Origin of the sequence: Streptomyces sp. SID14436, from assembly GCF_010548465.1 — a bacterium.
Taxonomy (GTDB): domain Bacteria; phylum Actinomycetota; class Actinomycetes; order Streptomycetales; family Streptomycetaceae; genus Streptomyces.
The window spans coordinates 1-12914 of sequence record NZ_JAAGMD010000052.1; the positions used below are offsets into that span (position 1 = coordinate 1).

A 12914-nucleotide genomic window follows, 5' to 3' on the forward strand; every position below is an offset into this window, starting at 1 on the left:
AGGACCCGGTCGGCAGCGCGCGTCGGCTGGCCTGCGCGCGGCTCGTGGCGGAGGGCACCGTGACGGCGGTGCGGCCGGTGCCGGGCGCGGACGGGCGGCGCGTCACGCTCGCCGTGACCCGCGTCCACAAGGGGGAGGAGGGCGCCCCGGTCACGTTCCTGCTGGGGGCGTCGGCCGAGAGCAGCCCGGGCGTGGGGGACGAGGTCCTCGTCGTCCTGCCCGGCGAGGGCGACCGGCCGGACCTGCTCGTCACCGGCGCGCAGAACGTGGCCCTCGCCCGGGCCTGGGTCACCGCGACGCTGCCCGAGGCGGACCGCCTGGCCTGCCAGTAGGGGACGCCGCCCGGGAGGCGGCACGGCGAAGGGGCGGGTGCCCGGCACCCGCCCCTCCTCTCATGCCGTGCGCCGTGGCGACGGACCCGTCGTTACGGGACGACCTTCTCGATCGTCACGCTGCCCAGGCCCGCGACCGTGCCGCGCTCGTTGACCAGCTGGACGCGGCCGAAGAACTCGCGTCCCTCGGGCGCCTCGGCGGCGGCCGTGACGGTGCCGGAGACGGTGGCGGAGTCGCCCGTGCCCAGCTTCACCGGCGCGGAGCCGTCGACGGTGATGGTGCCGAGGGTCTCCGAGAAGAAGACGTCCCGGTAGTCGTACTCGGCGGTGCCGGCGGGGACGGAGTAGCCCACGACCTCGACCGTGTACGTGCCGGCGGCCGGCTTGGCGATGGACACCGACTCCTCGGAGTCGCCGTCGGCGGACTGGGCGACGCGGACGCCGTCCTTGTAGACCGCCAGGTCCAGGTCGGCGGCGGTGTCGGTGACGTTGCCGATGGCCACGTCCAGGGACGCGGCGCCCGCGGGCACCTCGACCGTGGTGGTGTGCTTGTCACCGGTCTTGATGGACGGCCGGTCGGTGTTGGCGGAGCCGAGCGGGCCCCCGAGCAGCTTGCCGTCCAGGGCGGCGAGGCGGTTCGTCACCTTCCAGGAGGCGGCGGCCGGCTCGCCGACCTTCGCCTCGGGCACGGTCACGGTCTCCGGGTCGAAGGCCGCGCCGAGGACGGCGACGTTCAGCTTGTACGGGTTGTCGAGCAGCGGCGACGTGCGGCGCGACTCGACCTCGATCTCCCAGACGCCCGGCTGCGGGTCCGGGTAGGACCGCACGTCGGGGCGGCAGGTGTTGGCCGGGTTGCTGTAGTTCGGGTAGCAGTTGACCGTGGAGGTCGGGTCGGCCGGGACACCGTAGGGGTGGATGGCGATGAACCGGGTCTGGCTGTCGGCCTTCAGGCCGCTCATCGCGATCTCCAGCGTCTTGGCGCCCTCGGGCACGGTGACGAAGTACGACGTGGTGTCGTTGCGCTGGGCCTTGCCGGACGCCGCGAAGGTGTACTTCAGGGGCGCCGAGACGACGACGGTGTTGAGGACCTGGTGGTCCACGCCCTCGGTGCGCGGGTCGTCGACCTCGAGGATCGCGCTCTTCAGGCCGGCCGACTTCGGGTTCGCCTGGACCTTGACGGTCACCGGCTTGTTCAGCGGCAGCCGCACCTCGTCGTCGCCGACGATGCGGAAGGTGCGGTCGGCGTTGTTCTCCAGGTCCAGCTCGTGCTTGACCGCACGGTCGGGGCCGGACGTACGGGTGATGGTGATGTCGTACGTCTTCTTCTGACCGGTCTTCAGGCCGCCCTCGCGGTCGTAGAGACCGGTGCCGAAGCCGGGGGTCTTCAGGAACTGGTCGATCGCGGTGTCGACCGGCGCCTTCACCGTGTACGTGTGCGCGGTGGCGCCGTCACGGATCGCGTCCCAGGCCTCCTCGATGTCGATGAGGCCGGCGCCCTGCTCGTAGGCCTGCACGTCCTTGATGCGCTCGGCCGTGGAGGTGAGGGCGGTGCGCAGCTTCGCGGGGGTGAGGTCGATGCGCTTCTGCTTCGCGGCGGACAGCAGCAGCGCCGCCGCGCCGGCGGCCTGCGGGGACGCCATCGAGGTGCCCTGGAGCATGCCGTAGCCGGCCGGCAGGCCGTAGCCCGCCTCGGCGACCGGGGCGCCCGCGGCCCACGTCTGGATGGTGTTGACCGAGGCGCCGGGGGCGACCAGCGTCGGCGTGAAGCCGCCGTCCTCACGCGGACCGCGCGAGGAGAAGGGCATCATGCCGTACTTCTTCTTCACCACGGAGCCGTAGTTGGCGGCCCAGGTCTCGCGGGAGACGGAGGCGCCGACGGAGATGACCTTGTCGGCGAGGGCCGGGTCGCCGATGGTGTTGGCGCCGGGGCCGGAGTTGCCGGCGGAGATGACGATCTGGACGCCGTAGGTGTCGATGAGCCGGCTGTACAGCTCGGCGCGGGCGTTGTTGCCGTCGTTGAGCGCGGGCAGGCCGCCGATGGACATGTTGACGATGTCGACGCCGCGGTTGGCGACGAGGTCGATCATGCCCTCGGTGAGCGCCACGTTGGTGCAGCCGCCGGACCAGGTGCAGGCGCGGGAGGAGACCAGCTTCGCGCCGGGCGCGGCGCCGTTCATCTTGCCGCCGAACAGGCCGTGAGCGGCGGTGATGCCGGCCACGTGCGAGCCGTGCGAGCCCTCGATGAGGCCGATGTTGACGAAGTCGGCCTTCTGGCCGACCCAGTCGCCGCCGTAGGGGTCCATCGGGACGTCCTTGCGGATCTCCACGACGAACGGCTGGCGCTCGGCGACGTCGGTCTTCGGGTCGTCGGTGCCGAAGTACCCGACGTGGAACTTGTCCTTGTAGGGCTTCATCGGGGTGTCGTCCGAGAAGTCCTGGTTGTTGTTCAGGTCGACGCGGACCGTGCCCGCCTCGGCGTCGTAGAGGACGCCCCAGGAGTCGGTGGTGTCGCCGTCGAGGTTGGTGTCGCCGTTCGCGTCACCGCCGGTGGTGTACGACTCCAGGAAGGTGCTGATGCGGTAGTCGCCCGCCGGGGCCTTCCAGGTCTTGCCGTCGTAGGCGAAGCTGGGCCCGGACACGGACGACACCATGGGACGCCAGGTCCGGTCGTTGTCCACGATCGGGTCGGTCGCCGTGACCCAGTCGACGATCTTCCGCTCGCCGGTGGTGGTCTTCTGCAGCGCCGGGTGGGCGAGGTCCACGCCGGAGTCGAGGATGCCGATGGTGACGCCGCGGCCGTCCGCCTTGCGGTTGTGCTTGACGAAGTCGACGGCGCCGGTCTCGAAGGACGGGTTGTACGGGTTCTTGGCCGGGGTCCGCTTGTCGGGCGCCTTGTAGGTGCCCTTGCCGCCCTTGCCCTTGGCGCCCTTGGTGGTGTCGGCGCTCGGCGTCGGGTCGTCGAGCGGGATCTCCTCGCGCAGGTCGATGCCGTGCACGGTGGAGAGCTTCGCGGCGGCGGCGATGGCCGCGTCCGCCTTGGCGGTGGGGACGGTGGCGCGGACGTAGCCCAGCTTGTCGTGGGTGTGCCCGACGGAGCCGCCCTTGACCGCGTTCAGCTTCTCGGCGACCTGCTCGGTCTTCCCGGGCGCCGTGGCGATCATCATGGTGACGTGCTTGGCGCCCTCGGCCTTGGCCTCGGCGAGCAGGTCGGCGTCCTTCGACCCCAGCTTGTCGGGCGCGGACTTGACGTCCCCGTCGACCGGGGCGGCGGGCGGCGCGTCGGCGGCGAGAGCCATGGGGACCGGCCCGGCCGCGGAGAGCGCGGCGACCAGGCCGGCGGCCACGGCGATGCGGGCGACGCGTCTCGCGCCCGATATCGAGTCGCGCTGAGGGGAATGGGTCATCGGCATCCCTTGAAGTAAAGGAACGATCGTGGAGCGACCCGGGCCGATCGGCCCCGGTCGCGAAGGTCCGGAAAAGGAACCCGGACGATCGCAGAGCCTGTCGCAAGGGCCGGGTGTTTGGGGAGGGTTGACCGAAAACGAAATGGATGTATGGGGAAAACCCCCGGTGCGCGTATGGGGGGATGCCCCCCGAAGCGGGCAAGTCGCCCGCAGGTCCCGGACACGGCACCGGGGCGCGGTCCGCCCGGATATTCACCTGCCGCTCCGCCCGGTTCGGCGCTAACGTCCCTGGGTGCGAAAGACCTTGAGGGTGGCGGCCTACGCCGTGGTGGTACGCGACGGACAGCTCCTGCTCGCCCGCTCTCCCGTGCCGGGCGGGCCCTCCGAGTGGGTCATGCCGGGCGGCGGCATGGAACACGGCGAGGACCCCTACGACACCGTGCGCCGGGAGGTGGAGGAGGAGACCGGCTACCTCATCGAGGTCACCGGCCTGCTCGGCGTGGGCTCCTTCCGCGGCACGCTTCCCGGCCGCGGGCTGCGCCGTCCCGCCGACCATCACAGCGTGCAGCTCGTCTACGAGGGCCGCGTCACCGGCGGCGACCTGCGCAACGAGATCGGCGGCAGCACCGAACTCGCCGCCTGGCAGCCCCTGGACGCCGTCCCCGGCCTGGTGCGGGTGCGCATGGTGGACATCGCCCTGCGGCTGTGGCGGGAACGCCCTGCGGCGGGACGGGCGACCCCCGTGGAGTGAGACGGACCCTCCGGGAGGGGCTGCCCGCGGCCCGGACACGAGGAGGGGCCGCCGTGTGCCCGGCGGCCCCTCCGCTCCCCTCCTGACTCCGGTCGGCCCGGCCCCCTACCGGGGCAGCACCACGACGTAGGCCGCCGGTTCCCGGTCCGGGGCGGCCATCAGGGCCGTGCGGACCACGGCCGCCTGCTGGTCCGGGGCGTCGCGCAGCTTGCGCGGGGTGACGTGCACGACCGTGATGCCCAGCCGTTCCAGCACCTCGCGCTTGCGGGCGTACTCCGACCACAGCGCGTCGTCGTCCTGCCGGGGCGCGCGGGTGTCCAGTTCGACGGCGACGGCCTGTTCCGGCCAGTAGGCGTCCAGGCCGCCGAGGTGCGGGCCGCCGGGCAGCCGGAGGTCGACGTTCCACACCGGGTCGGGCAGGCCGTGCTCGCGCACCATCGTGTACAGACGGTCCTCCGCGATCGCCCGGCCCTCCGCCACCAGGGTGTCCACCGCGTCGACGACGTAGGGCCGGTTCAGCAGCCGCGCCCGGGTCAGTTCGCGCACCACCGACGCCGCGTCGCAGTGGCCCCCGCGCACCGCCTCGGTCAGCAGGCGGCGCACCGTGACCGCGTCGTCCAGCCGGGTCACCGCGTTGGCCAGCGCACGCGGCACCGGAGCCACCGGCAGGCCGGTGACCTGCTCGGCGTCCGGCAGGGCGGAGGTGCGGACGATGCGGACGCAGCCGGTCGAGCGCAGGCGGCGCAGCCGGGGCACCAGGACGTCGAAGGCGTCCAGGGACGGCAGCGGGGGAGTGCCGCAGAAACCGTGCAGGGTGAGCGCCGCCAGGCCGGTGATCATCGTCTCGCCGTAGGGGGAGACGGGCGGCGTGTCCCGGCCGGGCTGGACCGGGACGCCCGTGGACCGCTCCCGCGCCGTGTACATCAGCACCGCGTGCAGCCGCTCCTCGCTGGTCGGCGGCCCGGGGTGGAGCAGGACGACACCGGGCAGCAGCTGCTGCCAGGAACCGCCGGGGCGGCACTGCTCGTTCGTCTCGGCGGCCGACACGCCGTGGGCGCGCAGCTGGGCGGTGGTCAGCACCCGGCGGCGGACGTCGGCGAGGTGGTACAGGGGGCGGGGGGAGAGCGGGGTGTTGTGGGTCATGACCGGCAATTTCCCGTGCCTCGTCGGCCCCCGAACCCGTGTTACAGGTCCGTCGACGAACAGGGACAAGCCTGCACTAAAGGACGCGTGTTCGGATGCCGAAAAGCCCTGGTCCATTCGGGTGTGACCAGGGGTTACGGCTGTGATGGCCCGAAGTTCGTAACGGTTGCCGCAGGGGCCCGTCCCGGCACGGGACGGGGCCCCTGGCGTCACGGGCCCGTCACGCCTGCGCGTCGGCCGCCGCGTCGCGGCTCTGGCCGCGCAGCCCGCGCGCCAGGTCGTCCCGGGCCTCCAGGACCAGGCGGCGCAGCGCCGGCGGAGCGTCCTCGTGCGCGGCGAGCCAGGCGTCCGTCGCCGCCAGCGTCTCCGGGGAGTCCTGGTGGGCCGGGAACAGGCCGCGCACCACGTCCATGCCGATCTGGATCGACCGCTCGGACCACACCCGCTCGATCGCATCGAAGTACTTCTGCGCGTACGGGGCGAGCAGCTCCCGCTGGGACGGCCGGGCGAAGCCCGCGATGGTGGCCTCCACCAGGGCGTTCGACAGCGTGTCGGACTCCACGACCTGCTCCCAGCAGCGGGCCTTGACCTCCGCCGAGGGCCGGGCCGCCAGGCAGCGCACCTGGTGCCGCTTGCCGGAGGCGGTGTCGTCGCGGGCCAGTTCCTCGGCCAGCGTCTTCTCGTCCGCGACCCCGTGCGCGGCCAGCGGCTCCAGGAACGCCCAGCGCAGCTCCTGGTCCACGTCCAGCCCGTCGATCGTGACCGTGCCGGACAGCAGGTCCTGGAGCAGCTGCAGGTCGCCCGGCGCGGAAGCCACCGACGCGAGGAACCGCGCCCAGGCCAGCTGCTGTTCACTGCCCGCCACCGCGCTCTGCAGCTCACGGCGGGCCCCCTCGGCGAGCCGCACCCCGGCCGCCTCGCGCCGGGCGGGTGCCGTGTAGTGGACGAGGGCCGACTCGGCCCAGGCGTGCAGCATCTGGAGCACGCCGATGTCGGACTCCCGGCCGGCGAAGCGCAGCACCAGGCCGATGAAGTCCCGTGCGGGCAGCAGCGCGTCCCGGGTCATGTTCCACAGCGCCGACCAGCACAGCGCGCGGGCCAGCGGGTCGGTCAGCGCGCCCAGGTGCTCGCGCAGCGTGGCCAGCGAGGTCTCGTCGAAGCGGATCTTGCAGTAGGTGAGGTCGTCGTCGTTGACCAGGACGAGCTCCGGCGCCTCGGCCCCGGCGAGCTCGGCGACGACCGTGCGGGCGCCGTCGACGTCCGCCTCGGCGCGGGCGTACCGCTCCAGCGTGCCGGAGCCGGTGCGCCGGTACAGGCCGATCGCCACCCGGTGCGGGCGCAGTTCGGGGTGGGACTCGGCGGCCTCCTGCACCACGGCCAGCTCGTCGATCCGGCCGTCGGCGGTCAGCAGCACCTGCGGGGTGAGGGAGTTGACGCCGGCCGTCTGCAGCCAGGCGCGCGACCAGGCGGCCATGTCCCGCCCGCTGGTCTCCTCCAGCACCGACAGCAGGTCGCCGAGGCGGGTGTTGCCGTACGCGTGGCGCTTGAAGTAGCGCCGGGCACCCTCCAGGAACGCCTCCTGGCCGACGTACGCCACCAGCTGCTTGAGCACCGAGGCGCCCTTGGCGTAGGTGATGCCGTCGAAGTTCAGCTTGGCGTCCTGCAGGTCGCGGATGTCCGCGGTGACCGGGTGCGTCGACGGGAGCTGGTCCGCGCGGTACGCCCACGCCTTGCGGCGGTTGGCGAAGGTGATCCAGCCGTCGGTGAAGCGGGTGGCGCCCACCAGGGAGAACGCGCCCATGAAGTCGGCGAAGGACTCCTTCAGCCACAGGTCGTCCCACCACTCCATGGTGACCAGGTCGCCGAACCACATGTGCGCCATCTCGTGCAGGATGACGTTGGCCCGGCCCTCGTACGACGCCTGTGTCACCTTGCCCCGGAAGATGAACTCCTCGCGGAAGGTCACCATCCCCGGGTTCTCCATGGCGCCCAGGTTGTACTCGGGCACGAACGCCTGGTCGTACTTGCCGAACGGGTACGGGTAGTCGACGTGGTCGTGGAAGAAGTCCAGGCCCTGCTTCGTCACCAGGAACACGTCGTCGGCGTCGAAGTGCGGCGCCAGCGCCTTGCGGCACATCGCGCCGAGCGGGATCTCCAGGCGCGTGCCGTCGGCGAACTCGCGCTCGTAGGTGTCCGTGACGTAGTGGTAGGGGCCGGCGACGACGCAGGTGATGTACGTCGAGATCGGCTTGGTCTCGGCGAACCGCCACACCCCGTCGGACAGTTCACCGGCGCCGTTGCTCCACACCGTCCACCCCTCCGGGGCGCGCACCTCGAAGCGGTAGGGGGCCTTGAGGTCGGGCTGCTCGAAATTGGCGAAGACCCGGCGGGCGTCGGCCGGCTCGTACTGGGTGTACAGGTACACCTCGCCGTCCTCGGGGTCGACGAAGCGGTGCATGCCCTCGCCGGTGCGGGAGTAGGCGCACTGCGCGTCCACGATCAGCTCGTTGTCGGCGGCCAGGTCCTCCAGCAGGATCCGGGTGCCGTCGAAGACCTCGCCCGGGTCCAGGTCCCGCCCGTTGAGGGAGACGGCCGTCACACTCGGCGCGATCAGGTCGGCGAAGCTGCCGGCCCCGGGCTCGGCGCAGCGGAACCGCAGGGTGGTGACCGAGCGGAAGGTGCGGGGGTCCTGGCCGCCCGCGTCGCCGGTCGCCGAGCGCAGGTCGAGGGACACCTCGTACCCGTCGACCGACAGCAGGGCGGCCCGTTCCCGGGCCTCGTCGCGGGTCAGATTCTCACCGGGCACGGGCGGCACTCCTCATGCGTCGTCGACATGGCTGAACAGCACCGATCCTGCCATGCGCCCCTGACAGGGAGCAGCCGGGAATGGCCGGGAGGCGACCTGGTGTTCCCTGAGGAAGGACCCCTTCCACCCCTTCCCCCGTGAGGAGCGACATGTCCGAGCAGTCCACCCCCACCCCCGTCGACTTCTGGTTCGACCCGCTGTGCCCCTGGGCCTGGATGACCTCGCGCTGGGTGCTGGAGGTGGAGAAGGTCCGGAACATCGAGGTGCGCTGGCACCTGATGAGCCTCGCCGTGCTGAACGAGGACCGGCTGGACGAGCTCCCCGAGGAGTACCGCGAGCTGCTGGAGACCAAGGCGTGGGGCCCGGTGCGGGTCGTGATCGCCGCCCAGGAGGAGCACGGCGCGGAGGTCCTCGGCGACCTGTACACCGCGCTCGGCACCCGCATCCACAACAAGGACGAGGGCCCCGGCAAGGAGACCGTCGCCGCCGCCCTGAAGGACGTCGGCCTGCCCGGGACGCTGATGCAGCACTGGGACGACACCCCGTACGAGGCGCAGCTGCGCGCCTCCCACCAGGAGGGCATCGAGAAGGTGGGCCAGGACGTCGGCACCCCGGTCATCGCGGTGCCCGGCCCCGACGGCGAGCAGATCGCCTTCTTCGGCCCGGTCGTCACCCCCGCGCCCAAGGGCGAGGAGGCCGCCCGCCTGTGGGACGGCACCCTGGCGGTCGCCTCGGTCCCCGGCTTCTACGAGATCAAGCGCTCGCGCACCAAGGACCCCGACTTCAGTAACCTGTGACCGGCCTCACTCCGGGACGGGCGCCCGGACGGCCTTGGGGAACGGCTTCATGACGAACCCGGTGCGCAGGTTGCGGCACTGCCGTCCGGTGTCCGGGTCGAGGACGTTCTCGCACAGCCAGAACTCGTTGACCCCCGAGCGGCCCAGCCGCTCCTTGAGCCAGTCCTGCTCGGTGCGGTGCAGCTGACGGTGCCGCTGGGCCGTCCCGCAGGTCCAGCAGGGCAGTTTCATGGTTCTCGGTGTCGCCATTGCCCCACTCTGCCCCGGGGTGCCCCGAGCCGGAAGCCCCCGCGACTCAGGTCGTCGCGGGGGCTTCCCTCTTTCCGCCTGCCGGGTGAACGGTGAGAAGACGATCACGAGGCAGGACGCTCACGGCTGCCGTCAGGGCGCGAGCAGCAGCACGTCCGTGCGGGACTTCGCCGCGGCGTGGCGGCGGGCGACGTCCTGCCAGTCGACGACCTGCCACATCGCCTCGATGAAGTCCACCTTCTGGTTGCGGTACTGCAGGTAGAAGGCGTGCTCCCAGGCGTCGAAGACCAGGATGGGGGTGGCGCCCTGACCGACGTTGCCCTGGTGGTCGTAGACCTGCTCCACGATCAGGCGCCCGCTCAGCGGCTCGTACGCCAGGACGCCCCACCCCGAGCCCTGCGTGGTCGCGGCAGCCTTGGACAGCTGCGCCTTGAAACCGGCGAACGAGCCGAACGACTCGGTGATCGCGTCGGCGAGCTCGCCCACGCCGTCCTGCTCCAGGGGCTCGCCGCCGCCCTCCTTCGGTCCGGTCATGTTCTGCCAGTAGATCGAGTGCAGGATGTGCCCGGAGAGGTGGAACGCCAGGCTCTTCTCCAGCCCGTTGACCGAGCCCCACGACTCCTTGTCCCGGGCCTCGGCGAGCTGCTCCAGGGTGTCGTTGGCGCCCTTCACGTAGGCCGCGTGGTGCTTGTCGTGGTGCAGCTCGATGATCTCGGGGCTGATGACGGGCGCCAGCGCGGCGTAGTCGTAGGGCAGGTCGGGCAGCGTGTAGACGGGCATGCGGGGGTCCCCTCCGAACCTCTTATTGCAAAGAGCTTGCAACTGCACGTTAACAGCAGAAGAGGGGTGCGCGGGTCCGGACACACGAAAGGGCCCCCGCGTGTTCCGTCCACGCGGGGGCCCTGCCGGGACGATGCGGCTCAGGTGCGGGCGCGCGCCCGCTGCCAGGCGTAGCCCACGGCCGACAGGAACAGCGTCATGCCGCCCGTCGAGTACAGCTGCACGCGGGTGTCCGGCTCCCGTGCCATCAGCACGAACACCGCCGCCATGCCGGCCAGCGCCACCCACGTCAGGTACGGGAACGCCCACATCCGCACGGCCAGCCGCTCCGGCGCCTCCCGCTCCAGCCGGCGCCGCAGCCGCAGCTGCGACACCGCGATGAAGATCCACACGATGAGGATCACCGCGCCGATCATGTTCAGCAGCCAGGAGAAGACGTCGTCCGGCCGCCAGTAGCTCAGCAGCACGCACAGGAAGCCGAAGACCGACGACGCCAGCACCGCGAGGCGCGGCACCCCGCCCGACACCCGGCCGAGCACCTTCGGGCCCTGACCGCGCTCCACCAGCGAGTAGCCGATCCGGGAGGCGCCGTAGATGTTCGCGTTCATCGCGGACAGCAGCGCGACCAGCACCACCACGTTCATCAGCTGGCCGGCGCCCGGAATGCCCAGCCGGTCCAGGGCCGCCACGTACGGGCCGGCCTCGACCACCGCGGGGGAGTCCCACGGGACCAGGGTGACGATGACCGCCATCGAGCCGATGTAGAACAGCGCGATCCGCCACATCGCCGTGCGCACCGCGCTCGCCACGCCCCGCACCGGGTTCTCCGACTCGGCCGCCGCGATCGTCACCGTCTCCAGGCCGCCATAGGCGAACACCGACGCCAGCAGCCCGATCACCAGCCCCTCGGCGCCGTTCGGCAGCAGCTCGGTGAGGTTCGCGCCGCCCGGCGAGTCGGTGCCCGGCAGCACGCCCGCCACCGCCAGCACGCCCAGCACCAGGAACAGGCTGATCGCGCCGACCTTCAGCGCCGCGAACCAGAACTCGAACTCGCCGAAGTTCTTCACCGCCGCCAGGTTGGTCGCGCAGAACACCACCATGAACAGCGCCACCCACGCCCACTCGGGCGTCCCGGGCAGCCAGCCGGTGACGATCTTCGCCGCGCCGATGCCCTCAAGGCCGACCGCCGTGCACAGCAGCACCCAGAACGACCAGCCCGCCGTGAAGCCCGCCCACGGGCCGATCGCCCGCTCGGCGTGCGCCGAGAAGGAACCCGACGACGGATACGCGGCCGACATCTCGCCGAGCATCCGCATCACCAGCATGACCAGCAGTCCGGACAGGGTGTAGGCGAGGACGATCGACGGCCCCGCGGCCGCGATGCCCGCGCCGGAGCCGACGAACAGGCCGGCACCGATCACCCCGCCGAGGGCGATCATCGACAGGTGGCGCTGCTTCAGGCCGTGGGACAGGGAGGAGCCGTCCGCCTTCGGAGGCGTGGTCACGGTGGTGTTGGACACGCGGTTCGTCCAATGCGTAGACATGGGGGGTACGTGCGGAAGGATCCGCCGGGCGCGCGGGGGAGGGCGTGGGGTGTCCCCCGGGCAGGGCCGACGGCCGGGCAAAACGCCGACAGTCTGGGCGCCCGGACGCCCACGCAGCGGCGACCGCCCACGATACGGACACCCGGCGCACGCTCGGTACCCGCCCCCTGACCCGCCGTGCGGAGGGGTGGGGCGGACTCCGCCCGCCCGATTGGCGAAACCCTACAGTCGCCGGCGGCCCGCCCGGGTGAGGGAAGCCTCCCTGCCTCAGTGACCGGCATCACCTCCCGCGAGGTGTGACCCGCCTACTTTGTCAGGAGCCCACCAACCTCGTGGTCCCGCCTTTGTCGAGCGCTGACGGTGATCGGCGCGAGCGGCCGGGATAGCGTCACGGTGTCCCCAACTGCCCTCACCCAGCGGAGTCCCGATGAGCACAGCCGCCGCCACCACCGCCCGCCCCGGACTGGTCCTCGCCGACCTGCTCCCGGCCTCCCGCGTGCGCAACGCCACCCTGGTCCTCGGCGGCGCCGCCCTCACCGGTCTCGCCGCGCAGATCGCCGTGCCCATCCCCGGCTCCCCGGTGCCGGTGACCGGCCAGACCTTCGCCGCGCTGCTCGTCGGCACCGCCCTCGGGGCCCGCCGCGGCGTCCTCTCCCTCGCCCTGTACGCCCTGGCCGGCATGGCGGGCGTGCCGTGGTTCGCGGAGGGCGCCTCCGGGCTCGGCATGCCGTCCTTCGGCTACATCCTCGGCATGGTGCTCGCCGCCGCCCTCGTCGGCGCCCTCGCCCGGCGCGGCGCCGACCGCTCGGTGCTGCGCACGGCCGGCTCGATGCTGCTCGGCTCCGCCGTCATCTACGCCGTGGGCGTGCCCTACCTGGCCCTCGCCACCGGCATGTCCGCCTCCGCCGCGATCGCGGCCGGCCTGACCCCCTTCCTCATCGGGGACGCCCTGAAGGCCGCCCTGGCGATGGGACTGCTGCCCGCCGCCTGGAAGCTCGTCGACAAGCGCTGACCGCGGCACCGCACCGCACGACGGCCCCCGGCGATCCGCCGGGGGCCGTCGCCGTGTCCGAGGGCCCGCCGCCGCGACCGGCCACGGCGGCCGGCC

At 72.2% G+C, this 12914-nt stretch carries 9 protein-coding genes and 1 pseudogene; 4 read left to right on the top strand and 6 right to left on the bottom strand.

Annotated elements, in window-relative coordinates; genetic code table 11:
• Nucleotides 1-332: pseudogene (locus tag G3I53_RS01915) on the top strand (hypothetical protein); the annotation flags it as partial.
• 92 nt (nucleotides 333-424) lie between these two features.
• On the opposite strand, the gene G3I53_RS01920 reads toward G3I53_RS01915, so the two are convergent.
• Nucleotides 425-3736: a S8 family serine peptidase gene (locus G3I53_RS01920; protein ID WP_164336909.1), complete on the bottom strand. Its 3312-nt coding sequence runs from the start codon at nucleotides 3734-3736 to the stop codon at nucleotides 425-427.
• A gap of 310 nt (nucleotides 3737-4046) precedes the next feature.
• Here G3I53_RS01920 and G3I53_RS01925 point away from each other — a divergent pair, with 310 nt between their 5' ends.
• A complete protein-coding gene (locus tag G3I53_RS01925) occupies nucleotides 4047-4487 on the top strand; it encodes an NUDIX hydrolase (RefSeq protein ID WP_164336924.1) in 441 nt (146 codons plus the stop codon).
• A 105-nt stretch (nucleotides 4488-4592) separates the two neighbouring features.
• On the opposite strand, the gene G3I53_RS01930 is transcribed toward G3I53_RS01925, so the two are convergent.
• Together G3I53_RS01930 and pepN are read right to left on the bottom strand one after the other, a co-directional pair.
• Nucleotides 4593-5630, bottom strand: coding sequence for a hypothetical protein (locus G3I53_RS01930; protein WP_164336911.1), 1038 nt, complete (start codon nucleotides 5628-5630; stop codon nucleotides 4593-4595).
• Nucleotides 5631-5850: 220 nt separating this feature from the next.
• Nucleotides 5851-8436 carry an aminopeptidase N gene (gene pepN, locus G3I53_RS01935; RefSeq protein ID WP_164336913.1) on the bottom strand — a complete coding sequence of 862 codons (2586 nt, stop codon included), beginning with the start codon at nucleotides 8434-8436 and terminating at the stop codon, nucleotides 5851-5853.
• Between the two features lie 149 nt (nucleotides 8437-8585).
• Between pepN and G3I53_RS01940 the strand changes: the two genes are divergently transcribed.
• Nucleotides 8586-9233 (top strand): DsbA family protein, encoded by a 648-nt coding sequence (locus tag G3I53_RS01940; protein WP_164336915.1) that lies wholly within the window; start codon nucleotides 8586-8588, stop codon nucleotides 9231-9233.
• A gap of 6 nt (nucleotides 9234-9239) precedes the next feature.
• Here the strand turns inward: G3I53_RS01940 and G3I53_RS01945 are convergent, their stop codons facing one another.
• The 3 genes from G3I53_RS01945 to G3I53_RS01955 all read right to left on the bottom strand — a co-directional run bounded on the left by G3I53_RS01945 (nucleotide 9240) and on the right by G3I53_RS01955 (nucleotide 11782).
• On the bottom strand, nucleotides 9240-9482 hold the full coding sequence (locus G3I53_RS01945) for a hypothetical protein (RefSeq protein WP_164336917.1): 243 nt from the start codon (nucleotides 9480-9482) through the stop codon (nucleotides 9240-9242).
• A 132-nt stretch (nucleotides 9483-9614) separates the two neighbouring features.
• Complete coding sequence (locus tag G3I53_RS01950; RefSeq protein ID WP_164336918.1) at nucleotides 9615-10262, bottom strand: superoxide dismutase; 648 nt, start codon at nucleotides 10260-10262, stop codon at nucleotides 9615-9617.
• Between the two features lie 140 nt (nucleotides 10263-10402).
• Nucleotides 10403-11782, bottom strand: a complete 1380-nt coding sequence (locus tag G3I53_RS01955) for an amino acid permease (RefSeq protein ID WP_164336920.1) — start codon at nucleotides 11780-11782, stop codon at nucleotides 10403-10405.
• 451 nt (nucleotides 11783-12233) lie between these two features.
• Between G3I53_RS01955 and G3I53_RS01960 the strand changes: the two genes are divergently transcribed.
• Nucleotides 12234-12818, top strand: coding sequence for a biotin transporter BioY (locus G3I53_RS01960; protein ID WP_164336922.1), 585 nt, complete (start codon nucleotides 12234-12236; stop codon nucleotides 12816-12818).
• The last annotated feature ends 96 nt before the right edge of the window (nucleotides 12819-12914 follow it).